This is a genomic window from Georgenia deserti (assembly GCF_042680605.1).
GTDB lineage: Bacteria > Actinomycetota > Actinomycetes > Actinomycetales > Actinomycetaceae > Allobogoriella > Allobogoriella deserti.
Genome location: NZ_JBHUEE010000008.1, coordinates 97,312 through 121,683, shown reverse-complemented (window position 1 = coordinate 121,683; position 24,372 = coordinate 97,312). Strand labels below are relative to the sequence as shown.

The window sequence follows — 24,372 nt, the reverse complement described above, 5'->3', positions numbered from 1 at the left end:
AGAAAATTATCTCGACGTCAAGATAGTTCGCGACGCGGCGTCATGTCCAACGGGCACGAGTGCGGCCACCGCCTCGATGTGGTGCGTGTGCGGAAACAGGTCGAGTGGGCGCAGGGACTCGAGCACGTACCCGTGCTCACGGGCTGCCGCGAGATCCCGGGCCAAGGCTGCGGGATCGCACGCCACCAGCACCACGCGCCCCGGACGCAGGTCACACATGGCGGTGACGACGTCCGCGCCGGCCCCGGCCCGTGGCGGATCGAGCACGACGACGTCGGGACCGGCCGACCCGGTACGGGCCCCGGCGACCGTCTCCCCGACCTCGCGCACGGCCGCCGGATCGACCCGGCCGTGGCGCAGCAGCGCCGTCGGGTGATCGTGCAGGTTGCGGCGGGCGTCGCGGACCGCGGCCGCGTCGCCCTCGAGGCTCACGACCGTGCCGGCGTGGCCCACCGCGCGCACGAGGGGCAGCGTCAGGAGTCCCGACCCGGAGTAGAGCTCGACGACCCGGGCGCCGTCGAGGTCGCCGGCGGCCGCCAGGACGAGGTCGACGAGAACGTGCGGCGCGTCGCGGTGCACCTGCCAGAACCCGGACCCGGAGACCCGGTAGGTGAGCCGACCGACCGCCGAGTCGACGATCTCGCGCACGTTCCGCCGGGGCAGCGCGGAACGGCTGCGCTTCCTTGCCGGGGGCTCGCCGTCGACCAGGACGAGCGGCTCTCCCGCGCTGGGCGCGATCGCCTCGACGCGCGCTCCCGGCCGCCACCTATGCCGCCAGGGCGAGCGCTCCCCCAGCAGCCCGAGATCGTCGATGGCTTCGTGCGCGAGCGGCATGTGCTCGATCGGCAGGACCTCGTGGGACCGCTGCCGGTACATACCGGCCCGGCCGTCCTCGGTGACGGTCAGGTCGATCCTCGTCCGCGTCCGGAGTCCGCCGCGTGCCTCGTCCTGCCCTACGGGCTCGACCGGTGGGACGGCGTCGTCCTCGCCGGCCAGGGCCGCGACGTCGTCGGCGATCGCCTCACCTCCGATCCGCCGCAGCGTGTCGGCGAGCACGCGCCGTTTCCACTCCCGCTGGGCCGGCAACGCCAGGTGTGCCAGCTCTCCCCCGCCGACACCACCGGGGCCCGACTCCGGCCACACGGACGGCACACGGTCCGGCGAAGGGCTCAGCACCTCCACCGCATCGGCGCGCCAGAAAGTGGCCCGGCGCTCGGTGACGGCCAGCCGGACGCGTTCACCGGGCGCGGCGTGCCGGACGAAGACGACGCGCCCGTCCAGACGGGCGACGCAGTGCCCGCCGTGCGCGGGTGGACCGACCTCGACGACGGGGTGGGCGGGGTCGTCCGGACTCATCGATCACTCTCGTTCTCGTCCCGGGGCGGCCCGGCCGGGGAGCCGACGTCGTCGACGTGGTCGAGCTGGTACGGGACGGAGGCGAGCACAACGCCCGGGGTGAAGAGCAGCCGGCCCTTCAGTCGCAGCGCGCTCTGGTTGTGCAGTAGCTGCTCCCACCAGCGGCTGACGACGTACTCGGGAAGGAAGACGACGACGAGGTCTCTGGGCGAGGCGCGGCGGACCGAGCGCACGTAGTCCACCACCGGCCGGGTCACTTCGCGGAACGGCGAGTCCAGCACCGTCAGCGGGACCGGGATCTCGGCCTCCTCCCACGCGCGGCGCAGCCGGTCGGTGTCCTCGGGGTCGACGTCGACGGTGACGGCCTCCAGGGTGGAGGGCCGGGTTGCGCGAGCGTACGCGAGCGCCCGCATGGACGGCTGGTGCAGCCGCGAGAGCAGGACGATCCCGTGGACCCGTGCGGGCAGGGCCTTGGCCGCGTGCAGGTCCGGCACCACCAGCTCACGCGAGACGCGGTCGTAGTGGCGCCGCACGCTGGTCATCGCTAGGTAGAGCAGCGCGAGCAGCCCGAGGGTGATCCACGCGCCGTGCGTGAACTTCGTGACCAGGACGATGATCAGCACGGACGCGGTGAGCGCGCAGCCGAAGGCGTTGAGCAACCGGGAGCGGCGCATCGTGGCCCGAGTGCCGGGGCGGGACTCCACGCGCAACCTGCTCGTCCAGTGGCGGACCATGCCGAGCTGGCTGAGCGTGAAGGAGGTGAACACGCCCACGATGTAGAGCTGGATGAGCAGCGTCACCTGGGCGTCGAAGACGAACACCAGGAACCCGGCGGCGAGGGCGAGGGCGATGATGCCGTTGGAGTAGGCGAGCCGGTCCCCCCTGGTGTGGAGCTGGCGCGGCAGGAACCCGTCCCGCGCGAGGACGGAGCCGAGACTCGGGAACCCGTTGAAGGCGGTGTTCGCGGCCAGCACGAGAACGATCCCGGTCGCCACCGTGACGAGGACGAAGAGGACGGGCGCACCGTCGAAGACCGTGGCGGCGATCTGGCCGACCACCGGGTCCTGCCGGTACGCCTCCCCCACCGGTTCGCCGTCACGCAGGAGCTGTGTGGCCGGGTCCTGGACGAAGCGCACGTCCGTGGCGCGAGCCAGGTGCAGCATCGACAGCAGCATCGCGGAGCCGATGAGACCCAGGAGCAGCAGCGTGGCCGCCGCGTTCTTCGACCGGGGCTTCTTGAAGGCCGGGACGCCGTTGTTGATGGCCTCGACGCCCGTCAGTGCCGCCGAACCGGAGGAGAACGCGCGCAGGACCAGGAACACACCGGCCGCACCCACGAGTCCTTGCTCGAAACCCGGCACGGGGGCGACCTCGAGGCTCGCCGAGGGCGCCGGCTCCAGGGTTCCGTTGGCCTCCCGCACGAACCCGACAAAGGCCAGGAGCCCGATCGCGCCCATGAACAGATAGCCCGGCACCGCGAGCGTCCGGCCCGATTCACGCACGCCGCGGAGGTTGATGAGGGCGAGGAACGCGACGATGCCGACGGCGATACCGGTGATGTGCGGCGCCGTCGCCGGGACCGTCGCCGCGAGATACTGCACCGCCGAGGAAATCGAGACCGCCACGGTGAGCGCGTAGTCCACCAGCAGGGCGCTGGCCACGGTCAACCCGGCACGAGGCCCGAGGTTCTCGGTCGCCACCTCGTAGTCGCCGCCGCCGGAGGGGTAGGCGCGCACGGTCTGCCGGTACGAGGCGACCACGGTCATCATGACGACGGCCACCGCGACGCCAACCCACGGTGAGACGGTGAGCGCCGCGAGGCCGGCGAGCGAGAGGGTCAGCAGGATTTCGTCGGGGGCGTAGGCCACCGAGGACCAGGCGTCCGCGGAGAAGACGGGGAGGGCGAATCGCTTGGGGAGCGTCGCCGTCGCCAGCCGGTCGGTCCGCATGGGCCGACCGACCAGGACGCGCTTGAAGCCTTCGGCGAAACCTGGCACGGGAGTTCATGCTAGGCCCAGACGGATCCTGCTGCGGCCGGGCAGACGCGGTAGCGTCCTCGACGTGCATTTCGTGATCATGGGCTGCGGGCGTGTCGGCGCGAGCCTGGCCGAGCAACTCGAGGACAGCGGGCACTCGGTGGCTGTCGTGGACCAGAACCCGGACGCCTTCCGGCGACTGCCCGCGGACTTCGGCGGGCGGCGCGTCACCGCCCTCGGTTTCGACCGGGACGCGTTGACCCAGGCCGGGATCGAGGAGGCGCACGCGTTCGCCGCCGTGTCCAACGGTGACAACTCCAACATCATCGCGGCCAGGGTGGCCCGCGAGGTCTTCGGGGTCGGCAACGTGGTGGCGCGCATCTATGACCCGCGTCGAGCAGAGGTGTACTCCCGGCTCGGCATCCCGACCGTCGCGACGGTGCGATGGACCGCCGACCAGGTGCTGCGACGGATGATGCCGATGGGCGCCTTCAGTGAGTACCAGGATCCATCCTCCGCCGTCTCGCTCGTGCGCTGCGACGTCAACCCCGGCTGGGTCGGCGAGGAGATCGAGCGGATCGAGTCCGCCGCCCGGGCGCGTGTCGCGTACCTCACCCGGCATGGCAAGGGTCGGGTGCCCGAACGCCGGGCCGTCGTCCAGGAGAACGACACCGTGCACCTCATGGTGCCGACGGACCGGATCGGGGCGGTTCAGCGGATCCTGGAACGCGCCCCCGGACCAGAGGCCGAGGAGGACTGATGCGGGTCGTGATCGCCGGAGCGGGGTCGGTGGGCCGCTCCATCGCGCGGGAGTTGCTCGTGCACGGGCACGAGGTCACCCTCATGGACCGCAACCCCACGGCCATGCGTGTCGCCTCCGTCGCGGAGGCCGACTGGCTGCTGGCCGACGCGTGTGAGCCGAGTGCCCTGGCGGAGGTCGGCGCCGAGGACTGTGACGTGATGGTGGCCGCCACCGGAGACGACAAGGTCAATCTCGTCGTCTCCCTGTTGGCGAAGACCGAGTTCGGCGTCCCGCGGACGGTGGCCCGGATCAACAATCCCAAGAACGAGTGGATGTTCGACGATGCGTGGGGGGTGGACGTGCCGGTCTCCACCCCGCGGATCATGACCGCACTGGTGGAGGAGGCCGTTGCGGTCGGTGACCTGGTGCGCATCTTCCGGTTCCACCAGTCCGGCGCGAGCATGCACGAGGTCACGTTGCCTTCCACGTCCCCTGTGGTGGGCAAGCGGGTCGGCGAGCTACGGTGGCCCCCGGACGCGGTGCTGGCGGCGATCATCCGCGAGGACCGACCCATCGCGCCGAGCCCGGACGACACCCTGGAAGCAGGCGACGAGCTCCTCCTGGTGCTCTCCGCGGTCGCCGAGGACGAGCTCAGCGGCCTTCAGCAGATGCTTTCTCCCGCACCAGAGCCCACGTCAGCCACAGGGTCAGAGCCCACAGCGGAAGCCCCATGACGAGCCGGGCGGTGCCGAGCCAGGCCACCTCGGCCTGAAGGTACAACGGCACCTGCACCGCGAGACGGAGCAGGAACATGCCCACCCAGAGCCAGGTCGCGGCGGCGTACCGCCGCCGGCGGGCGGCCTGCGCCGGGTCCGAGCGCCAGGAGAAGTCCTGTCCGCGCAGCAGTGCGACGACCACGCCGACCACCGGCCAGCGCAGCAGGGCGGACAGCGCGACGCCGACGGCGTAGGCGGCGTTCGTCCACAGCCCGAGAACGAAGTAGTCCTGAGCCTCGCCGGTGCGCCAGGCCCAGATCACGCCGATCGCGACGCCGAACAGTCCCCCGGCGGCCTGGGTGATCGGCGTGCGCGCGATGAGCCGGGCGACCATCGCCACGACGGCCACGGCCAGCGAGGCGATAAGGGGTGGGCCGATCTCCCGCGTCGCGATGAAGACGACGACGAAGACCAGGCCAGGGGCGACCGACTCGACGAGTCCGCGGATCCCGCCGACGGCGTCGAGCACGGAGAAGTTCTCCCCGGCCAGATGGCGGAAGGCCGATCCGCGCGCGGCGCCGGCGACGGCGCGCCCGAGTTCGGCATCGTCGGTGGAACGCTGGTCGGCGGCCGGCCGCTCGTTCTCCTGCTCGTTCATTCAGCGCTCCTCGGCCGAGCCACGCGGCAGGAGGCGGTAGTTCGGGTTGAACATCGCAGGCCGGCCGTTCTCGTCGCAGATCATGCCTTCGGCGACCAGCCGGCGGCCGGGTGCCACCCCCCGGACCTCTCGCCGGCCCAGGAAGATCAGGTCGATCGTGCCGGTGCCGTCGGTCAGGCGAGCGGTGACCGCGGGCGTGCGGTCCTTCGGGCGGTACGTCAAGGCGGCCACCTTCCCCGCCACGGTGGCCCGACGCCGCGGGACGAGATCGCGGACCGGGCAGCAACCGGGCCGGTGGCTGATGCGGCGCTCCTCGTCCGCCTCGAGTTCGGTACGGGAGGCGGTGAGCCGGCGGACGCGGTCGACGAGGGTCATCGGATCTCGGTGATCTCCGGGCCACGCCGCATGACGGCGTCGGCGTCCAACGGCCCGCTGTGCGGTGTCTCCCCGCCGGTGGACTCGCCGGCCTTGCCCGGCGGACGCAGCACGAGCACGTCGCGTGGGGCGTGCGGTTCGCTGCCGCGGACCACCACGACGTCGGCGAGTACGTCCTCCAGCTCACGGGCGGCGTCGGCGTCGACGGCGGCGCGCCCGGTCACCACGCCGCGGACGAACCATCGTGCGCCGTCCACCCCGATGAAGCGGGCCGGACGGTGGCCGGTGCCGCCGTCCGGCGTCTTGACCGGCAGGCGAGCCAGTAACTCGGTGCCGAAGCGCCCCTCGACCTCCTCGGTGGTCCCGCCTTGCTTGTTCACCGACTCCGCGATCTCACTGCGCAGGTCCTCCCAGATCCCCGAGGAGCGCGGCGCGGCGAAGGCCTGGAGTTGGAGAGCGGATCCGGCCCGCGCGAGCGTGACGGCGACGGCGTTCCTCGTCTTCTTCTCGACCTCGAGGCGCACCTGCATCTCCGGGCGCGCCGGGATCCGCAGTGCCCCGAGGTCCAGTCGTGAGCCGAGCTGCGGCAGGTCCGCGACGTTGTGCGGTCCGGGGCCACTGGGAGCCGCCGGCGCCGGCTCCGCGGCGGGGGCGTCGACGGTGTCGCGGTCGCGCTTGCGGCGCGAGAACCAGCTCATGAACCTCGGGACTCCTCACTCGTGCGGGCCGGGGGCGACTCGGCGGCCTCGACTGTACCCGCGTGGCACAGTGGTCGCGTGACCACGGCACGATCGCGCCCGCCCGCCGACTACCGCGAACGCCTCTCGCCGCCCCCGAGTGTGTATCTGCTTGCGGTGATCGCCGGCGGGTTGGCGGCCCTTGCGGGCTCGTTCTGGGGGCCGGCGGTCGCCGTCGCTGCCGGGGTGGCGGTGGCGGGCGGCCTCGCCGCCGTGGTGCTGGCGACGTCGCCGGTGATCGAGGTGGGGGCGGGCGGCGACCCCTCCGACGGCGCCTCTGGTGAGGCGAGGCGCCTGCGGGCCGGCGGTGCGGTCATCCCGCTCGCCGCACTGGGCGCCGCGGAGGAGGTCGACGCCGAGGGGATCCGGCGCCTGCTCGGCGTCGAGGCCGATGCGCGGGCGTACGTGTGTCACCGGTCCTGGGTCCGCACCGCGGTCCGGTTCGAGGTCACGGACGCCCGGGACGCGACGCCCTACTGGCTGATATGCACACGCCGGCCCGCGCAGCTCCTGGCTGCGGCGGGCCGGCGTGTGGACTCGTCCGGGGCGTGAACGGTCGGCCTCAGGCGGCGCACTCCGAGCAGACGAGCTGGCCGCCGTCCTCGTAGGCGAGCTGGCTGCGGTGGTGCACCAGGAAGCACTTGGCGCAGGTGAACTCGTCGGCCTGGCGCGGCAGGACCCGCACCGAGAGCTCCTCGCCGGACAGGTCCGCGCCCGGCAGCTCGAAGCCTTCGGCGACCTCGGCCTCGTCCTCGTCCACCGTCGGCGAGCTCTTCTCCGACCGGCGGGCCTTCAGTTCTTCGATGGAGTCCTCGGAGAGGTCCTCTTCGTTCTTGCGCGGTGCGTCGTAGTCGGTCGCCATCTCGGCGTCACGCTCCGGTTCTTCTACTCGTCATGGTGGTGGGGCGACATCCCCGGGGGCAGGTACCCGGGGAAACGTCCGCGAGCCGCATTTGTTCCCGCGGACACCGGATTGTGCACCACCGGGCGCACTGGTGCGAACGGGTTTGTCCGCAGGGTCGATCTCGGTGACTGACCTCACACGTCCTCAGACCGATTCGGCGTCACAGGTACGCAGCAGATCGGCGAGTTCCCGGACCAGGCCGGCAGGGCCGGCCAGCGTCATCTCGCGCCGTGGACGTCCGCCGTCGAGATCCTCGACGACGCCCCCGGCCTCGGTGATGACGAGACTGCCGGCAGCCATGTCCCACGGGTTGAGGCCGTTCTCGAAGAACGCGTCGAGGCGGCCGTCGGCGACCAGGCACAGGTCGATGGCGGCCGACCCGATGCGTCGGATGTCCCGCACGCTCGGCAGCATGCGGGCGACGACCTGCCCCTGACGGCCGCGTTTGGCGGCGTCGTAGCCGAACCCGGTGCCGATGAGGCTCTCGGCGAGCGGGGGCTCCGGCCGTGGACCGAGCCGCGTGCCGTCGCGCCAGGCGCCCTCACCCCGAGCCGCGGTCCAGGTGGTGCCGTCGGCCACCGCATGCACGCAGCCGGCGAGCTGGTTCCACGCGGCCGGATCGGGATCCCCGGCGACGACCGCCACCGACACGGCGTAGGACGGGATGCCGTAGAGATAGTTCACGGTGCCGTCGATCGGATCCAGGACCCAGGTCAGACCGGACGTGCCGGTCGAGGTCCCGGCCTCCTCCCCAAGCACGGCGTCGTCCGGGCGGGCTCGGGCGATCATCTCCCGCAGCAGTGCCTCGGACTCGGTGTCCACGGCCGTGACGACATCGACGGCAGAGGACTTGGTCGCGGCGACGCCGCCGTGGTCGCCCGCGCGGTTGCGCACGTGTTCCCCGGCCGTGCGGGCGAACTCCTCGCACAACCTCGCCAGGACGCGCGGATGCTCGGGCGGGTCGGACGGGAGCGGGTCGTGCACGGGCGGCCTCCTGGCTCGGCGGGGACGACGCCGCGGCGCGGCGCCGAGTGCCACTGTGCGGAATCCGGCGCCGGTTGTCGACCCGGTACGTGTCCCGCCGTCCGGCGCGCGAACACACCGGCGCCAATCCCGGGACCTGACGCCGTGAGGTGGCAGGCTCTGAGATGACCCTTCGAGGAGGTTTCATGGTTGAGCTCGAACTGCTCGGGCTGCACGGTGACGGCGAGCACCTCACGCTCACCGACCAGGAGGGTCGCCGCTACCGTCTGGCGATCGATGACGCGCTGCGGGCTGCCGTCCGCCGGGATAGGCCACGACTGGAGGCCGAGCAGGGGGACACTGTGCTGCGCCCCAAGGAGATCCAGGCGTACCTGCGCGCCGGCGCGTCCGTCGCCGAGGTGGCCGAGCGCTCGGGCCTTCCTGAGGACCACGTGCGGCGCTACCACGGGCCCGTGGTCGCTGAACGTGACTGGGTGGTCCAGCAGGCGCAGAACCAACGGGTGGGGCGGGAGACCGACGCTCCGCGGCTCGGCGATCTGGTGCTGGACCGCCTGGCCGCGCGTGGTGTCGACGTCGAGACGCTCGAGTGGACGGCGGTACGCCGGGCAGGCAAGCCCTGGGAGGTGGTCGCCACCTTCCTCGCCGGCGACCGGGAGCGCGAGGCTCGCTGGTCCGTCGACCTGGCCAACCGCACCTTGCACGCCGTCGACGACGAAGGTCGCTGGCTCTCCGAGACCGAGCTCGGTGCGCCACCGCAGCCGGCCAAACGGCACCTGAACGCCGTCGTCGGTGACCGCTCTGGCCCCACCGGCCCTACTGGCCCTACCGGCACTGCCGGAACCGCACCGTCGTCGACCTCCCCCGCGTCGCCGAGTGGACGTTCCACCCGGTCGGCGGCGACACCGGCCGGATCCGCGCAGGAGGCGCCCTCGGCCGGCTCGGCCCCGGCCGCGTCCGCCGGCGCGACGCACCGAGACGACGGGACGGAGACCCTGCTGGCAGAACTCGCCGCGAGCCGAGGCACGCGCGTCGAGCTCCAGCCCGAACTCGAGGCGGAGGACGGGGACGCACTCTGGCCTCCGGCAGCACATCCACCCGCCTCCCGGCCCGAGGAGGCACGCGACGCCCACGTCCTGTCGCTGCCTCGGCGCCGGAGCGGCAGCGAGGACGGTCCGGGCACGACGCCGGCGCTGCCCGCCGAGGAGCCCGAGGCGTCGCCTCCACCCCAGGACGAACAGCCGGCCGAGCAGAGCCAGTCCCCGCAGCAGAACACGCGGCGCTCGCGGCGCCGCAACCGCCGCAGCGTCCCCAGCTGGGACGAGATCGTCTTCGGCGCGCGGCCCGAATAGCGGTTGCCCACGCGCACCGCCAACCGCCGCCGGCCACCGACCTGCGGCCGGCCGACCTGGATCAGAGCGTCTCGTGCGGCGCCGGCGCGCCCGGCCGCTCTACCTGTGCCGCGAGAGGCTCCGGTGCCTGCACGCACTCCGGTGGCACGTCGGGACGGTCGGACACGGATCCAGTGTGCGACGCGGTGCCGACACCTGCGGACTTCACACCGAGTCGTCCTCGAGCGGCAGGGTCGCCGGGCTCAGGCTGGCCGCGTGCGCGGCGGCCGCCGTCATCCTGCGGAGGTGGTGCTTGCGGCACAGCACCTCGTAGCCGACCTGGACCTCCGGACGCTCGGTGTCACCGACAACCACCTGTTCGCCTTCGGTCACCATGATGCCGCCGACCGTCCGGGCGTTGTGGGTCGCACGTGCTCCGCACCAACACAGGGCCTCGACCTGGAGTCGTTCGACCCGGTCGGCCAGTTCGATGAGCCGCGCCGACCCCGGGAACAACTTGGTGCGGAAGTCCGTGGTGATGCCGAAGGCGTAGACGTCCAGGCCGATCTCGTCGACCAGCCGGGCGAGCTGCTCGACCTGTGCCGTCGTGTAGAACTGCACCTCATCGCAGACGAGGTAGTCCACCCGGCCGCCCCGGGTGCGTCGGCGGACGACGTCCGCCCAGAAGTCGGTGGCGTCGGTGACCTCCACAGACTCCACCGACAGCCCCAACCGGGAGGACAGCACACCCGAACCGGCGCGGTCGTCGCGTGAGTAGATGACGCCGGCGAGACCGCGGGCGGCATGGTTGTGATCGATCTGCAGCGCGAGCGTCGACTTGCCCGAGTCCATCGTGCCGGAGAAGAAGACCAGCTCAGCCACTATCCGATCACCTCGCGGATCAGGGGGACCTCCATCTCGGCCGCGGTGAGTCCCCCGTGGACCCCGACGAGTCCGACCATCCCGGGAGGTTGGCTTCGCGAGTCCACCACCACCTCTTCTCCGCCGAGCACCGCGACCACATCGCCGGCCGCGTCGGCCCGGTGGGTGTCCCGGCCGAGGAGACCGGAGGCGACCAGGTCGCTCCGCTCGAAGATCGCGGCTCGGTCACCGAAGACGTCACGCCAGCGCGCGGCCACCTGCGCGGCGCGGCCGGGCGCCGTGTAGATGTGGGCGGCGCGCCCCTCACCGGCGACGAGCTCGACATCCCGGGCGAGTTCCGGCATGTGGGCAACGTCGGTGCGGCGACTGACGTCGACCATGCCGTGGTCCGCGGTGATGAGCAGGAGCGTGCCGGCGGGCAGCACGCGGGCGAGGCGCGCCAGCTCACCGTCCGTCGCGGTGACCTCCTCGCCCCACTGCCACGACCCCCAGCCGTGCCGGTGGCCGAGGTGGTCGACCTCGCCCCAGTACAGGTAGACGGCACGGACGTCGGGGCGCCGCAGGGCGCGCGCAGTGGCGTCCACACGGTCACCGAGCGACTCCGCGGAGACGTTGCGCATCCCCCGGAACGCGCACTCGGTCAGGCCGGATCCGACGAAGCGGGCCGGGCCGACGCCGACCACCGACGTGGCCTCGCCGCGGCCGGCGAGCTGTTCCGGCAGCGTGTCCACCCGCTGCCACTCGCGCGGACGGACCTGACTGTTCTCCCACGAGATCAGGTTCAGCAGCCCGCCGTGGACGGGGTCACGCAGGCTGAAGCCGAGCATGCCGGTGGCGCCGGGCAGCTCGCCCGTTCCGAGTGCGGTCAGCGCCGACGCCGTCGTCGAGGGGAAGGTGCTGGCCAGGGTGAGTGCCTCGGGAAGCCTCGCGCGGAGGAAGGGCGCATGACCGCCGCGCTCGGTGAGCATCCTCGTTCCCAGCCCGTCGACGAGGACCACGCACACTTTCTCGGCCTGCGGCAGGCCGAGGTCGGCACGGTCCTGGTCCGAGGTCCGGTCCGCGGACGCGGTGGGCAGACCGACGGCGTCCAGCGCGCCTGAGAGGACGGCCCGGATATGGCGGCCCTCGTCGCTCACGCCGGCGCGTTCCTCGCGGTCGCCGCGGAGAGTGCCCGTGCGAAGTCGATGGCGCCACGCAACGCCGCAGAGCCTTCGGCGTGCGCGCTGATGCGCAGCTCGACGCCCTCGGGGGCGAGCGTGCCGGTATAACCGTGGTCGGCCTCACACTCCGGGTCCCCGCACGACGCGGGCTGCAGGTCGACCGACTGCGCGGTGCCCCAGTTCACGGCGAGCGTCAGTTCCTGGGTCTGCATGGCGCTGCCGCGCGCGGGCTCGCTGACACCGTGCGTCAGGGTCACGGAGCGGACCCGGTTCAACGCGACGGCGTCCGTGGTGGCCAGCGCGGCCGGGCCCGCCTGCTCCCCCGGGGCATCGTCGACGTGCGCGATCACGAGCCGGGACGGGGTCAGGACCAGGGCCGTGAGGTGGCGGAAGACCTCGGTTTCGTCGAACGTCGTCTCCGGATGCACCAGGAACGAGACGACGGGCTCGTCGGCCAGCGCCACGTCGATGACGCCCGCCACCACGTCCGGGTAGTACCCGGCGCGATCGAGGTCCGCCCGAAGTTGCTTGGCGAGATCGGTCAGCACCGGTTCATTCTTCCACGGACGCCGTGGAGGCGTCCGACGGCCATCCCGGCTGTGCAGCCGGCAGCATCCGCCGCCCGGCGTCCTGGCGCACCGGGCGCGCCACCCGCACGGTGAAGCCGGCGATCTGTGCGCCGTGCTCGGCGACGATGACCGGGTTGAGGACGACCTCCGCGACCTCCGGCAGATCGTCGGTGAGCATCGACACCCGCGCTACGAGGTCCTCGAGGGCGCCGATGTCCACCGCCGGCAGACCGCGGTGCCCGAGCAGCCGCGGCGCCGCCCGGACCGAGCGGACCATGTCGCGCACGTCGGCTGCGGTCAACGGCGGAATCCGGTAGGAGACGTCACCGAGCAGTTCGGTCGCGTCGCCACCGAGGCCGAAGGCGACCACCGGTCCGTACAGATCATCCTCCGTCCCGCGCACCACGCACGCCACGCCGGTGGGCGCCATCGGTTGGACCTCGACGGCGACGTCGCGGCCGAGGAACCGGCGTGTGCGGGCGCACAGGCGCTCGTAGGCCTCGCGGACGTCGTCCGGGTCCGACAGATCGAGACTGACACCTCCGAGGTCGGCCCGGTGGCGCAGGACCTCGCTCGAGGTCTTCAGGGCCACCGGGTACCCGAAGCGCTCGGCCGCGGCGACAGCAGCCTCCGCGTCCGCCACCGTGGTGGAGGGCAGCACCTCGATGCCGTACGTCGCGAGCAGCGCCGAGGCGGTGGCCGCGTCGAGGGTGAGGCGGGTACCGGCAGGTAGGTCGGACAACGGCTCGGCCACGATGCGGCGTGCGACGACGGGATCCACACCGGGCAGATCGACCAGCGGGTCGCTCGCGCCGGCGCGCCAGTCAGCGTGGCGTACTGCTCCGGCCAGGGCGGACACGGCGTCCTCGACCGTGACCATCGACGGCACCGTCGCCCCATCCGCCGAAAGCTCGTCGGTCAGTCCGACCAGTCCCTGCGCGCTGGCCACCCAGGTCCGGCCGTCGGCCGCGGCCGCCCGGGCGAGGGCGGCCGCGATCTGCGGGTCGGTCTCCCCCACCGGGGCGGCGAGGGCGACCACGACGTTGTCCCAGTCCTCGCGGGCGAGAAGTGCCTCGAACGCAGCGGCGTAGTCCTCCGGACCGGCGAACGGATCGAGCACGACCGGGCGGCCCGCGAGAGGAAGCTCGTGAGCGGCCGCGACGTCGGTGACGAGCGCGGCGAGCGAGGTCGAGGAGGAGACCACCGCGGTGCGTGGACCGGCCGGCAACGGCTGGGCCAGCAGCAGTGCTGAGACGTCGAGCATCTCCGAGATGTTGCGGGCGCGGACGAAGCCGGCCTGCCGCATCATCTCCGTCAGCACCCGTTGCGGTTGGGACGAGGTGCGCACGGCATGGCCGGGCGGCGTCGCCTGGCCCGTGCTGCCGGAGACCACCGCCACCAGCGGCTTGCTGGCCGAGAGGCGGCGCGCGATGCGGGAGAACTTGCGCGGATTGCCGATCGACTCCAGGTACACCGCGCCGACCGCCGTGGGCTCGTGCACGGACCAGAACTGGAGTGTGTCGTTGCCCGAGACGTCGGTGCGCAGCCCGGAGGACAGGAAACTCGAGACGGGCAGTCCCCGGTCGCGCGCGGCACGGCGCAGCGCGTATCCGCCGGGGGCCGACTGGCAGAACAGTCCGAGTCCTACCGATTCCTGCTCGCCCGCGGCGGTGGGCGGCCGCAGGAGTGCGGGCGCGTCGTCCCCACTCCAGAGGCTGAGGTCGTAGCGGCCGGCGTCGCCGTGTCCCACCACGCCGTAACTGGCCGGGCCCACCAGCCGGACACCGGCCTCCCTGATCCTGCGCAGCAGGGTCCGTTGGCGTGCCATCCCCTCCGGCCCCTGCTCGCCGAAACCGTGAGAGAGCACGACGAGGGAACGAACCTCGAGTTCCCTCAGTTGTGGGACGGCGTCGACGATCTCGTCCGGCGGACCGGCGAGGACGGCCAGCTCCACGGGCGGCGTGGCGTCGGCGAGCCGATCGTGGCACGTCAGGTCCCCTCGCGCCGGCTCGGCGGCGAGGCCGACCAGCTGGACGGGACCGTCGAACCCGCTGCGGAACAAGGACCGCGCGGCGGCGTGGGCGAGCGTGGCGCTCGGGTGCTCCTCTTCGCCGAGGCGAGCAACGAGCACCGAGGACGCCGCGAGGACGCTGCGCATGCTCAGTGCCTCGGTGTGACGTTCCCGTTCGGCCATGACACGCCAGGACCGTTCCGTCTCCTCGATGGAGAAGGACACCGACAGGACGCCGTCGTCGTACTCCTGGGCGACGTCGTAGCCCGCGTCGGTGAACACCCGGACCATCCGTGCGTTGGTGGGCAGCACATCGGCCACGAAGGTATGGATGCCACGGTCCCGGCCCGCTGCGGCGAGGTGCTCCAGGAGGACCGATCCCAGGCCGCGCCCGTGTTCGGTGTCGGCGACGTAGAACCCGACCTCCGCCACGCCGGCTCCGACCACGTCGAACCGTCCGACGGCACGGATCTCACCGCCGAGGGTGAGGACCAGGGCCACCCGCTCGACGTGGTCGACGTGCGTGAACCGATGGAGGTCACGGTCACTGAGCCGGCCGACCGGCGCGAAGAACCTCAGGTACCGCGATTGCTCGGACTGCGCGAGGTGCATCCGCTGGAGCGCCTCGGCGTCGTCCGGCCGGATCGGGCGGATGTGCATCGGCGTGCCGTCACGCAGGACGACATCGGCCTCCCACTGGCTGGGATAGCGCTCCGCGGGCCCCTCCATAGAGGCAGAGCCTAGGCAATCGCTGCAGGAATCCGCGGTGCAGGCCGTGGCGATGCGGCCGGAACGGCACCTGATCGGCGAGAATCAGCCCATGCCCCGCAAGACCACGCCTCCCCCGCCCGGTCCCGAGACGATCGTCGACATCGACGTCTCGACCGAGATGCAGGGATCGTTCCTCGAGTACGCCTACTCGGTCATCTACTCCCGTGCGCTTCCGGATGCGCGCGACGGCCTCAAGCCGGTCCAGCGACGAATCCTCTACCAGATGGACCAGATGGGCCTGCGGCCCGACCGTGGGCACGTGAAGTCGGCCCGCGTCGTCGGCGAGGTGATGGGGCGCCTGCACCCGCACGGCGACGGGGCGATCTACGACGCGATGGTCCGCATGGCACAGCACTTCGCGCTGCGCCTGCCGCTGGTCGACGGGCACGGCAACTTCGGCTCCGCCGACGACGGGCCGGCCGCCTCCCGCTACACCGAGGCGCGCCTGACCGCCGCGGCGCTGGCCATGACGGCGGACCTCGGTGAGGACGTCGTCGACCTGGTCCCCAACTACGACAACCAGCTCACGCAGCCGGAGGTACTGCCCTCCGCGCTGCCCAACCTCCTGGTCAACGGTGCCTCCGGCATCGCCGTCGGCATGGCCACGAACATGCCCCCGCACAACCTCGTCGAGGTCGTCAGCGCCGCCCGGCACCTCATCGCCCATCCGGAGGCCGGCCTCGACGAGCTCATGCGGTTCGTGCCCGGGCCGGATCTGCCCGAGGGCGGCAAGATCGTCGGTCTCGACGGCATCCGGGAGGCCTACGCCACCGGACGTGGCAGCTTCCGGACCCGCGCCACCGCGCGGGTGGAGAACGTCACCGCCCGCAAGAAGGGCGTGGTCGTCACCGAGCTGCCCTACATGGTCGGTGCCGAACGGGTCATCGAGAAGATCTCCGACGCCGTGCGTTCGGGCAAGCTCAAAGGCGTCACCAACGTCCAGAATCTCACCGACCGGCACCACGGTCTGCGCTTGGTCATCGAGCTGAAGAACGGCTTCAACCCGGAAGCGGTGCTCGAGCAGCTGTACAAGCTCACCCCGATGGAGGAGTCCTTCGGGATCAACAACGTGGCGCTGGTCGAGGGGCAGCCACGCACTCTGGGACTGCGCGAGCTGCTGCAGGTCTACGTCGACCACCGGCTGACGGTGGTGCGGCGTCGGACCCGGTACCGCCTGGGCCGGGCCACGGACCGGGCGCACCTCGTCGAGGGACTGCTCATCGCCATCGCGGACATCGACGAGGTGATCGCGGTCATCCGCTCCTCGGACGACGCGGAGACGGCCCGCACCCGCCTCATGCAGATCTTCGACCTCACCGAGCCGCAGGCGGAGTACATCCTCGCCCTGCGCCTGCGCCGGCTGACGAAGTACTCCCGGATCGAACTCGAACAGGAACGCGACGAGCTGGCGCGGACCATCGAGGAACTGCAGGCGATCCTCGACTCCGACGAGCTGCTCCGCGAGGTCGTCTCGGACGAGCTCGCCGAGGTGGCACGCGAGCACGGCACCCCACGGCGGACGGTGCTCCTCGAGCACGCCGGCGGTGGATCCGGCGGGAACGGTGCGGCACAGTCCGCCGCAGCGAGCGTTCCGCTCGAGGTGCCCGACGACCCATGCTGGGTCCTGCTCTCCGGCACCGGCCTGGTGGCGCGTACGGCCGACGGTGACGCGCCCGCACGCTCGGGTCCCCGCGCCGCCCACGACGCCGTCGCGCACGCGGTGCCGGCGACCGCACGCGGACAGGTGGCGGTGGTGACCTCGACCGGACGCCTCGTGCGCCTGGATGTCCTCGACGTGCCCGGCCTACCGCCGACGAGCACGGCGCCCGGACTCTCCGGCGGCGCTCCCCTCACCGAGCTGGTGAGCCTGGAGTCCGGGGAGAACGTGGTCGGCCTCGCCCGGCTGGACGACGACGCCGCTCCCCTGGTGCTCGCGACCGCCGGTGGTGTGGTCAAGCGGGTGACCGGCGACCGGCCGTCGAACAAGGACAGCTGGCAGGTCATCTCCCTCAAGGAGGGCGACGTCGTGGTCGGCTGCGGACACGCCACGGACACCGACAAGCTCGTCCTCGTCACCTCCCAGGCGCAGCTTCTTCGCTTCGACGCCTCCGTGGTCCGCCCTCAGGGGCGCTCGGGACAGGGAGTCACCGGCATCCGGTTGAGCGACGGTGCCCGCGTCATCCACCTGGCGACCGTGGCCGACGAGGATGTTTCCTCCTCGGAGGTCGTCACGATCGCCGGCACCGACGACGCGCTCCCGGGCACCGTCGCCGGCTCGGCGAAGGTGACGCCGCTCGACCGCTATCCGGCGAAGGGGCGCGCCACCGGCGGGGTGCGCGCACACCGGTTCCTCCGCGGCGAGGACTCACTGCAGCTCGCGTGGGTCGGAACCGCTCCGGCACGCGCCGTCGGTTCCGGCGGCCAGTCGGTCGAGCTGCCCCCGGTCGACGAGCGGCGGGACGGTTCCGGCCAGCCGCTGCCGGCGCCCGTGGCCGCCATCGGCTGAGGCGCGAGGCTTCCGCCTCGGCGGAAACCTCGTCCCTCGGCCCCCACCTCGGCTGCGCTTTCGTCAGCCCCGGTGCCAAGGGTCGGTCTTCCTCAGCTCCGCCTCGGCGGAAACCTCGTCCCTCGGCCCCCACCTCGGCTGCGCTTTCGTCAGACCTCCAGTGTGTAGACGACCGAACCGCGCACGCGCTCGTAGCCGAGGTGCTCGAACAGTCCGATCGCTCCCGACGGGTCGTCAGCGTCCACATCCAGGCCGGCGTACTGCATGCCGTCGGCCGCGTACGCTCGCATGGCGTGCGCCAGCAGTCCGCTGGCGACGTGCCGGCCGCGCCATGCGGGCAGCACCCCCAGGATCTCGGTGTACCCCTCGGTCCATCCCAGCGCGTGCCAGTCCTGCTCGTACCGTCCGGACATGAGGTATCCGGCCACCTGCGCGCGGTCGCTCGAGCGGTCCAGGGCGACGAAGCTCCACTCGGGCACGTGATGTGCGCGTTCCGCCTGCCAGTCCTGCGGTGACAGCGGTTGGGCGCCCCACAGGTCGTGGAAGGCCGCATTGTGCGCACGGCGCACGGCGTCATCCAACGCCGGCGTCCACGGCTCCACGGTCAGCGGCCACTCGACGGCCACCTCGGGGATCGGCCTGGACAGGTCACGCCGCATCTGGCTGTAGTGCCGTGCCTCCGTGAAACCGCGCGTGGTGAGCAGGCGCACCAACGAGGTCTGATCGTCGTCGACGTGCAGCAGCAGACGCCCTCTCGCCACCGGGTCGTCCGCACCGTCGGCCCGGGCCAGGATCTGCCGTGCCCGGGCGATCTGCCAATCGAGCACGGCACTGCCGATTCCCTGGTCGCGCAGGGACGGCTCCAGCCCACCGGAGATGAAGACGCGCTTGATCTCGGCGTCCGCCCTCCGCAACCGGGCGAACGCGAACGCGTGCAGGATGCCGTCGGCGTCGAATCCGCCGATCCCGGAGTAGTCGTGGCCCTCGTCGTCGAAGTAGTCGGCGACCTCTTCCGGCGAGGTGCGGTACGGCGGGTTGTCCACCTCCTCGATATGGGCGATGAACGTCGTGAGGTCCTCGGCATCCGCGGGCGTCAGCGCACGCCAGGTCAGGCCTCCTGTCTCGGGGAGCGGAGGCAGCACGTCAGGCGCCTGCGCGCGCACGACCAGTGGTTCGTCAGGTGTCTCGCGCGCGGCGTCGCTGCTGTTCCAGGCACCGGGCACGTCGTGACCATACGCGGTCCCGACCACGTCGGCCACGACCCGCCTGGCCCATGTGGGCCATCTCTCGCCGAGACCGGGAACCGGCGTCCAGACCGCCGTGACGCGATGAGGCGATGGCGCCGGGTCGATGTGTCGTCGACAACCGCCGGGCCGTGGCTCCGTCTCAGATCTCGATGGTGTACAGCGTGCGGGCTCCCTGACGCTCGTAACCGAGCCGCTCGTAGAACAGGTGGGCCCCGGACGGATTGATCGTGTCCACATCCAATCCGGTGGACTCGATGCCATCCTCGGCCAGCGCTGCGATGACCTCCACCAACAGCATCCGTGCGAGCCCACGGCCGCGATACGGCCGCCGTACGCCGAGCAACTCGGTGTACCCCTCGGTGTGCCCGAGTTGACTCCAGAGATGCTCGTGCCGGGAGGTCATGGCGTACCCGGCGACCTCTTCGCTCTCGTCGGGGCCCCGGGCCAGGGCCACCTTCGACCAGCGGGGTTCGAGCTCACGGTTGACCCGCCGCCACGATTCGTGACTCATCGGCTGGGAGCCCCAGTGGTCCTGGAAGGCCTCGTTGTGCGCGTGCCGGACGTCCTCGTCGAGGTCGGGTGTCCAGTCCACCACCCGCATCCCGGCTGGCAGCCTCGCCTGAGGAAGCGGCCCGTCGACCGGCCGCCGCATCTCCTGATAGACGCGCCTGGGCTGGAAACCGGCATCGGTGACCAGTCGGCGGCGATCGGTGAGATGTTCGTCGACGTAGGTCGCGATCCGCCCCGGCAGCAGCCGCCCGTCGTGCGCGAGCAGCTGGCGGGCACGCCCGACCTGCCAGCGCAGCAGCGCCGTACCGATCCCGCGGCCGCGCCGGCCCGGCGCGACGGTCCCGGTGAGGAAGGCGCGGACCACGTCCGTTTCCCCGGCCGGCAGGTAGACGACACCTACCGCCTCCAGGCTGCCATCCTCGCCCCCTGCGGCGTAGCCGCCCAGGCTGGAGATGACCCTCGCACGCGCCGGATCCAGCGCGTCGGTCACCTGGTTGGGACTGGGGGCCGCCATCGGCCGATCCACCGCGCTCGCGCGGGCCACAAGGTCGAGCACGGCGTCGGCGTCATCGGCATGCAACTCCCGCCAGGCCAGCCCGTACTCCGCGCCCGGCACCGGCACCGTGCCGGGCGCCGCTGCCCGCTGCGCGAGCGGAACGCGCGTGCCTCCCGCCATGGCCCGATGGTAGCGATGGGCCCGCCGGTCCGCTCGTCACCCGGCCCACCGGGCGATCGGCAACCTCAGGCGTCGATACGCTCGGGGTCGATGTGCTGGGCGCCGTCGATGATGAAGTCCTTCCGCGGCGCGACGTCGTTGCCCATGAGGAGCTCGAACACCCGCTCGGCCTCGACGATCGCCGCCTCGTCCGCCATCGAGATACGCCGGAGCGTGCGCCGCTCCGGATCCATGGTCGTCTCGGCCAGTTGGTGGGCGTCCATCTCACCCAGGCCCTTGTACCGCTGGATCGGCTCCTTGTACCGGCGTCCCTGACGCTCGAGCTTTGCGAGCAGATTCGTCAGCTCCGCCTCGGAATAGGTGTAGACGACCTCACCCTTCTTGCCGCCCGAGCCCATGATCTCCACGCGGTGCAGCGGTGGTACGGCGGCGAAGACCCGGCCCGCCTCCACCAGCGGACGCATGTAACGGAAGAACAGGGTGAGCAGCAAGGTCCGGATGTGCGCGCCGTCGACGTCCGCATCCGTCATCAGCACCACCTTGCCGTAGCGCGTCTGACTCAGGTCGAACGTGCGTCCCGACCCGGCGCCGATCACCTGGATGATCGAGGCGACCTCGGCGTTCTTCAGGATCTCGCCCGGTGAGGCCTTCTGGACGTTGAGGATCTTGCCGCGGATCGGCAGCAGCGCCTGGAAGTCGCTGGACCGGGCCAGTTTCGCGGTACCGAGGGCGCTGTCACCCTCGACGATGAACAGTTCCGAGCGCTCGACGTCGTCACTGCGGCAGTCCGCGAGCTTGGCCGGCAGGCTAGAGGACTCGAGCGCGTTCTTGCGCCGGGAGATCTCCTTGCTCAGACGTGCCGAGACGCGGGCGCGCATCTCGCCGACGACCTTCTCGAGCACCTGCGTGGCCTCGGCCTTCTCCTGGCGCTTGGTCGAGGTCAGCCGCTTCGTGAGCTCGGTCTCGACCACCTTGGAGACGATGCCGCGAACGGGGGCCGTACCGAGGACCTCCTTGGTCTGCCCCTCGAACTGCGGCTCCGGAAAGCGGACCGTGACGACGGCCGTCAGGCCGGCCAGCACGTCGTCCTTCTCGATCCGCGAGTCCTTCGAGGTGACCTTCAGACGCCGGGCGTTGGCCTCGATCTGCTTCCGTACCGTCTTGAGCAGCCCCTGCTCGAAGCCGGCGAGATGCGTCCCACCCTTGGGCGTGGCCACGATGTTGACGAACGAGCGCACGTTGGCGTCGTAGCCGGTCCCCCAACGCAACGCGACCTCGACCTTGCAGGTCCGTTCCACGTCCTTCGGCGCGAGGTGACCACGGGCGTCCAGGTGCTGAACGGTCTCGGCAAAGGTTCCCTCACCGGCCAGCAGCCACACGTCGCTGACCGGGCCGTCCGTGGCGAGGTGCTCGGTGAAGTCGACGACACCGCCGTCGTGCCGGAACACCTCCTCCACCGGCCCCTCCGCGCCAGGCGTGTCCGGCAGTGCGCGCTCGTCGCGGACCCGCAGGGTGAGTCCGGGCACGAGAAAGCTCGTCTGCCGGGCTCGCTCGATGAGTTCCTCGTAGGAGAACTCGGCCGACGGCGGGAAGATCTGCCGGTCCGCCCAGTAGCGCACGCGGGTTCCCGTGCGCTTCCTCGGCACCTTGCCGACCACGCCTAGCTCCGAGGAGGAGGTGAACGGCTTGAACGGGTTCTCCGGCGAGGGGCCGCCCTTGTCGTCGTAGACACCGGGTTCCCCGCGGTGAAAGGTCATCCGGTACGTCTTGCCACCCAGATCGACCTCGACGTCAAGCCGGGCCGAGAGGGCGTTGACGACCGAGGCGCCGACGCCGTGCAGCCCCCCGGATGCGGCGTACGAGCCGCCGCCGAACTTACCGCCGGCGTGCAGCTTGGTGAAGACCACCTCGACGCCGCTGAGGCCGACCGATTCGACCGTGTCCACCGGGATGCCGCGACCGTCGTCCCGCACCTCGACGGAGCCGTCCGGGTGCAGCACGATCACGACCTCGCTCGCATGGCCCTCGAGCGCCTCGTCGACCGCGTTATCGATGATCTCCCAGAGGCAGTGCATCAGCCCCCGGGAGTCGGTGGAGCCGATGTACATGCCCGGTCGCTTCCGCACGGCCTCGAGGCCCTCGAGGACCGAGATGTGGCGTGCGGTGTAACTGGACTCGGGCTTGGTAGCGGCAACAGCGGTGGACACACACCGATGCTATGTCGGTCGGCGTCGCTACGCCGGGAGCGAACCGCCGGGTTCGCGAGGAGTACATGTGGGCCCGGGATGGTTACATGCTCACGTGAGCACCACGACTGATATGCCCGCCATGACCGTGCAGGACCGTTGTGACGCCTGCGGGGCGCAGGCGTACGTGCGGGTGCAGATGGAAGCCGGAGAGCTGCTGTTCTGCGCCCACCACGCGCGCCGGCACCTCGACGAGCTCCGCAAGGTCGCCACCCACATCCAGGACGAGACGGACCGGCTCCACGCCGAGGAACGCCAGACCCAGGCCATCGAGGACTGAACGGCCGGCCCGGATCGGCCTGCCGGATCCTGCGGGACCGGCACGGCTACGACCGAGCGCACGAAGGCCGCCACCCGAATCGGGTGGCGGCCTTCGTCGTCTCGTGGGTCGAGGCTCCTCAGTCCAGGTAGTCCCGGAGCACCTGGGACCGGCTCGGGTGCCGCAGCTTCGACATGGTCTTGGACTCTATCTGCCGAATTCGCTCCCGCGTCACGCCGTAGACCTTGCCGATCTCGTCGAGGGTCTTGGGCTGGCCGTCGGTGAGGCCGAACCGCATGGAGACCACCCCCGCCTCGCGCTCGGACAGTGTGTCGAGCACCGAGTGGAGCTGCTCCTGCAGGAGCGTGAAGCTCACCGCGTCCGCCGGGACGACGGCCTCGGAGTCCTCGATGAGGTCACCGAACTCGCTGTCGCCGTCCTCCCCCAGCGGGGTGTGCAGGGAGATGGGCTCGCGGCCGTACTTCTGGACCTCGACGACCTTCTCGGGCGTCATGTCCAGCTCCTTGGCGAGCTCCTCCGGGGTGGGCTCGCGGCCCAGATCCTGGAGCATCTGCCGCTGCACGCGGGCGAGCTTGTTGATGACCTCGACCATGTGCACGGGGATGCGGATGGTGCGGGCCTGGTCCGCCATCGCGCGAGTGATGGCCTGACGGATCCACCAGGTCGCGTAGGTGGAGAACTTGTAGCCCTTGGTGTAGTCGAACTTCTCCACCGCGCGGATCAGGCCGAGGTTGCCTTCCTGGATGAGGTCCAGGAACAGCATGCCCCGGCCGGTGTAGCGCTTGGCCAGGGAGACCACCAGACGCAGGTTGGCCTCGAGGAGGTGGTTCTTGGCCAGCCGGCCGTCGTTGGCGATCCACTGCAGCTCACGCCGCAGCTTGGACGGCAGGCCCTCCTCGCTGGCGAGCTTCTCCTCGGCGAACAGGCCGGCCTCGATCCGCTTGGCGAGCTCGACCTCCTGCTCGGCGTTGAGGAGGGCGACCTTACCGATCTGCTTGAGGTAGTCCTTGACCGGGTCGGCGGTCGCGCCGGCGGTGACGACCTGCTGGACGGGAGCGTCGTCGTCGTCGGTGTCGGAGACGACGAACCCGGTCTCACCCGGGACGTTCACCGCGTCCGTGGTCGACTCGGAGGTGGGGGTCTCGTCCGTGACCGCGACCTCCTCCGTGTCCTCCGCCCCGTCCGCGGCGTCCGCCTCGTCCGGTGCGTCGGGCGAGTCGGGAACGGCCTTGAGGTCGCGCTCGGGCGCCTCGACGTCGTCGTCCTCGACCAACGCGTCGGTGGCGAGCTCGTCGGTCTCCTCGACGGCCGGGTTGTCCGCGGCGTCGCTGGCCGGCGCCGCCTTGGTCGAGGGCTTCGCGGACTTCTTCGACGGCGCAGACTTCTTCGCCGCCGTGGACTTGGCGTTCGAACGCCCGGAGGAGGACGAACCGCCCTTCTTCTTCGGCGTCGCCGGAGCCTGCGTCGCCGTCTGCTGGGCGGCCGTCTTCGAACGGGCCGACTTCGAAGGGGCCGACCTGGTCTTTCCGCCCGTCGCGGACGAGCTGGTGGTGTTCTCGGCTGTGGTGTCCGCGCGCTCTTCCGCGCGAGCTGCGCGGTTGGTCTTGGAGGCAGAGGAGGGCGTCACGATGACCTTTCGGCGGGGTGCGGGAGGCCGACGATCGATCCGGTGAGACCGTCGCAGGCCTACAATTATAGCGTCGACGAACCGAACGGCGGGCGACACGGCACACAAGCA

General features: G+C 71.4%; 21 protein-coding genes. 6 read left to right on the top strand and 15 right to left on the bottom strand.

Going from position 1 to position 24,372, the window contains the following annotated elements:
• Positions 1–6: 6 nt before the first annotated feature.
• Positions 7–1,356, bottom strand: coding sequence for a class I SAM-dependent RNA methyltransferase (locus ACFSE6_RS14870; RefSeq protein ID WP_388008776.1), 1,350 nt, complete (start codon positions 1,354–1,356; stop codon positions 7–9).
• Positions 1,353–3,353, bottom strand: coding sequence for an APC family permease (locus ACFSE6_RS14865; RefSeq protein ID WP_388008773.1), 2,001 nt, complete (start codon positions 3,351–3,353; stop codon positions 1,353–1,355). Before ACFSE6_RS14865 ends, ACFSE6_RS14870 begins: the two co-directional genes overlap by 4 nt.
• 64 nt (positions 3,354–3,417) lie before the next feature.
• Here ACFSE6_RS14865 and ACFSE6_RS14860 point away from each other — a divergent pair, with 64 nt between their 5' ends.
• Together ACFSE6_RS14860 and ACFSE6_RS14855 are read left to right on the top strand one after the other, a co-directional pair.
• Positions 3,418–4,092: a potassium channel family protein gene (locus ACFSE6_RS14860; protein WP_465254162.1), complete on the top strand. Its 675-nt coding sequence runs from the start codon at positions 3,418–3,420 to the stop codon at positions 4,090–4,092.
• Positions 4,092–4,808 (top strand): potassium channel family protein, encoded by a 717-nt coding sequence (locus tag ACFSE6_RS14855; protein WP_388008770.1) that lies wholly within the window; start codon positions 4,092–4,094, stop codon positions 4,806–4,808. Before ACFSE6_RS14860 ends, ACFSE6_RS14855 begins: the two co-directional genes overlap by 1 nt.
• Here the strand turns inward: ACFSE6_RS14855 and ACFSE6_RS14850 are convergent.
• From ACFSE6_RS14850 to ACFSE6_RS14840, 3 genes are read right to left on the bottom strand one after another with little or no spacing between them, the layout of a single operon-like run.
• Positions 4,726–5,448, bottom strand: a complete 723-nt coding sequence (locus ACFSE6_RS14850; RefSeq protein ID WP_388008767.1) for a DUF3159 domain-containing protein — start codon at positions 5,446–5,448, stop codon at positions 4,726–4,728. The genes ACFSE6_RS14855 and ACFSE6_RS14850 overlap by 83 nt on opposite strands.
• A complete protein-coding gene (locus tag ACFSE6_RS14845; protein ID WP_388008764.1) occupies positions 5,449–5,823 on the bottom strand; it encodes an OB-fold nucleic acid binding domain-containing protein in 375 nt (124 codons plus the stop codon). It abuts the gene before it with no gap.
• A complete protein-coding gene (locus tag ACFSE6_RS14840; protein ID WP_388008761.1) occupies positions 5,820–6,521 on the bottom strand; it encodes a DUF3710 domain-containing protein in 702 nt (233 codons plus the stop codon). Before ACFSE6_RS14840 ends, ACFSE6_RS14845 begins: the two co-directional genes overlap by 4 nt.
• Before the next feature lie 78 nt (positions 6,522–6,599).
• Between ACFSE6_RS14840 and ACFSE6_RS14835 the strand changes: the two genes are divergently transcribed.
• Positions 6,600–7,112 carry a DUF3093 domain-containing protein gene (locus ACFSE6_RS14835; RefSeq protein WP_388008758.1) on the top strand — a complete coding sequence of 171 codons (513 nt, stop codon included), beginning with the start codon at positions 6,600–6,602 and terminating at the stop codon, positions 7,110–7,112.
• A gap of 10 nt (positions 7,113–7,122) precedes the next feature.
• Here ACFSE6_RS14835 and ACFSE6_RS14830 read toward each other — a convergent pair whose 3' ends face one another.
• Together ACFSE6_RS14830 and ACFSE6_RS14825 are read right to left on the bottom strand one after the other, a co-directional pair.
• The gene (locus ACFSE6_RS14830; RefSeq protein ID WP_388008755.1) at positions 7,123–7,422 is read right to left on the bottom strand and encodes a DUF4193 domain-containing protein; all 300 of its coding nucleotides are present in this window, start codon (positions 7,420–7,422) and stop codon (positions 7,123–7,125) included.
• Positions 7,423–7,608: 186 nt separating this feature from the next.
• Positions 7,609–8,448, bottom strand: a complete 840-nt coding sequence (locus ACFSE6_RS14825; RefSeq protein WP_388008752.1) for an inositol monophosphatase family protein — start codon at positions 8,446–8,448, stop codon at positions 7,609–7,611.
• A 185-nt stretch (positions 8,449–8,633) separates the two neighbouring features.
• On the opposite strand from ACFSE6_RS14825, the gene sepH reads away from it, so the two are divergent.
• Entirely contained in the window at positions 8,634–9,797 is a 1,164-nt protein-coding gene (gene sepH, locus ACFSE6_RS14820; RefSeq protein WP_388008749.1) for a septation protein SepH, read from the top strand.
• Positions 9,798–10,001: 204 nt separating this feature from the next.
• On the opposite strand, the gene ACFSE6_RS14815 is transcribed toward sepH, so the two are convergent.
• Genes ACFSE6_RS14815 through ACFSE6_RS14800 form a run of 4 tightly spaced genes read right to left on the bottom strand, consistent with a single transcriptional unit; the run spans position 10,002 to position 15,127 of the window.
• On the bottom strand, positions 10,002–10,658 hold the full coding sequence (locus ACFSE6_RS14815; RefSeq protein ID WP_388008746.1) for a thymidine kinase: 657 nt from the start codon (positions 10,656–10,658) through the stop codon (positions 10,002–10,004).
• Entirely contained in the window at positions 10,658–11,794 is a 1,137-nt protein-coding gene (locus ACFSE6_RS14810; protein WP_388008743.1) for an alkaline phosphatase family protein, read from the bottom strand. The genes ACFSE6_RS14815 and ACFSE6_RS14810 overlap by 1 nt, the downstream gene beginning before the upstream one ends.
• The gene (locus ACFSE6_RS14805) at positions 11,791–12,366 is read right to left on the bottom strand and encodes a DUF5998 family protein (protein WP_388008740.1); all 576 of its coding nucleotides are present in this window, start codon (positions 12,364–12,366) and stop codon (positions 11,791–11,793) included. Before ACFSE6_RS14805 ends, ACFSE6_RS14810 begins: the two co-directional genes overlap by 4 nt.
• Before the next feature lie 4 nt (positions 12,367–12,370).
• The gene (locus ACFSE6_RS14800) at positions 12,371–15,127 is read right to left on the bottom strand and encodes a GNAT family N-acetyltransferase (RefSeq protein WP_388008737.1); all 2,757 of its coding nucleotides are present in this window, start codon (positions 15,125–15,127) and stop codon (positions 12,371–12,373) included.
• 91 nt (positions 15,128–15,218) lie between these two features.
• Between ACFSE6_RS14800 and ACFSE6_RS14795 the strand changes: the two genes are divergently transcribed.
• Positions 15,219–17,675 carry a DNA gyrase/topoisomerase IV subunit A gene (locus tag ACFSE6_RS14795; protein WP_388008734.1) on the top strand — a complete coding sequence of 819 codons (2,457 nt, stop codon included), beginning with the start codon at positions 15,219–15,221 and terminating at the stop codon, positions 17,673–17,675.
• A gap of 149 nt (positions 17,676–17,824) precedes the next feature.
• Here ACFSE6_RS14795 and ACFSE6_RS14790 read toward each other — a convergent pair whose 3' ends face one another.
• From ACFSE6_RS14790 to ACFSE6_RS14780, 3 genes are all read right to left on the bottom strand, one after another.
• A complete protein-coding gene (locus ACFSE6_RS14790) occupies positions 17,825–18,898 on the bottom strand; it encodes a GNAT family N-acetyltransferase (protein ID WP_388008731.1) in 1,074 nt (357 codons plus the stop codon).
• A 163-nt stretch (positions 18,899–19,061) separates the two neighbouring features.
• Positions 19,062–20,108 (bottom strand): GNAT family N-acetyltransferase, encoded by a 1,047-nt coding sequence (locus ACFSE6_RS14785; RefSeq protein ID WP_388008728.1) that lies wholly within the window; start codon positions 20,106–20,108, stop codon positions 19,062–19,064.
• Between the two features lie 65 nt (positions 20,109–20,173).
• Positions 20,174–22,315: a DNA gyrase/topoisomerase IV subunit B gene (locus ACFSE6_RS14780; protein WP_388008725.1), complete on the bottom strand. Its 2,142-nt coding sequence runs from the start codon at positions 22,313–22,315 to the stop codon at positions 20,174–20,176.
• A gap of 112 nt (positions 22,316–22,427) precedes the next feature.
• Here ACFSE6_RS14780 and ACFSE6_RS14775 point away from each other — a divergent pair, with 112 nt between their 5' ends.
• Positions 22,428–22,634: a DUF7455 domain-containing protein gene (locus ACFSE6_RS14775; RefSeq protein ID WP_388009127.1), complete on the top strand. Its 207-nt coding sequence runs from the start codon at positions 22,428–22,430 to the stop codon at positions 22,632–22,634.
• A 118-nt stretch (positions 22,635–22,752) separates the two neighbouring features.
• Here the strand turns inward: ACFSE6_RS14775 and ACFSE6_RS14770 are convergent, their stop codons facing one another.
• The gene (locus tag ACFSE6_RS14770) at positions 22,753–24,300 is read right to left on the bottom strand and encodes an RNA polymerase sigma factor (RefSeq protein ID WP_465254166.1); all 1,548 of its coding nucleotides are present in this window, start codon (positions 24,298–24,300) and stop codon (positions 22,753–22,755) included.
• Positions 24,301–24,372 lie beyond the last annotated feature (72 nt).

Coding starts and splice junctions, on each gene's coding strand:
- ACFSE6_RS14830 (WP_388008755.1), bottom strand. CDS start 7,422: ATGGCGACCGACTACGACGCACCGCGCAAGAACGAAGAGGACCTCTCC.
- ACFSE6_RS14795 (WP_388008734.1), top strand. CDS start 15,219: ATGCCCCGCAAGACCACGCCTCCCCCGCCCGGTCCCGAGACGATCGTC.
- ACFSE6_RS14870 (WP_388008776.1), bottom strand. CDS start 1,356: ATGAGTCCGGACGACCCCGCCCACCCCGTCGTCGAGGTCGGTCCACCC.
- ACFSE6_RS14850 (WP_388008767.1), bottom strand. CDS start 5,448: ATGAACGAGCAGGAGAACGAGCGGCCGGCCGCCGACCAGCGTTCCACC.
- ACFSE6_RS14855 (WP_388008770.1), top strand. CDS start 4,092: ATGCGGGTCGTGATCGCCGGAGCGGGGTCGGTGGGCCGCTCCATCGCG.
- ACFSE6_RS14775 (WP_388009127.1), top strand. CDS start 22,428: ATGCCCGCCATGACCGTGCAGGACCGTTGTGACGCCTGCGGGGCGCAG.
- ACFSE6_RS14785 (WP_388008728.1), bottom strand. CDS start 20,108: ATGGCGGGAGGCACGCGCGTTCCGCTCGCGCAGCGGGCAGCGGCGCCC.
- ACFSE6_RS14845 (WP_388008764.1), bottom strand. CDS start 5,823: ATGACCCTCGTCGACCGCGTCCGCCGGCTCACCGCCTCCCGTACCGAA.
- sepH (WP_388008749.1), top strand. CDS start 8,634: ATGGTTGAGCTCGAACTGCTCGGGCTGCACGGTGACGGCGAGCACCTC.
- ACFSE6_RS14840 (WP_388008761.1), bottom strand. CDS start 6,521: ATGAGCTGGTTCTCGCGCCGCAAGCGCGACCGCGACACCGTCGACGCC.
- ACFSE6_RS14800 (WP_388008737.1), bottom strand. CDS start 15,127: ATGGAGGGGCCCGCGGAGCGCTATCCCAGCCAGTGGGAGGCCGATGTC.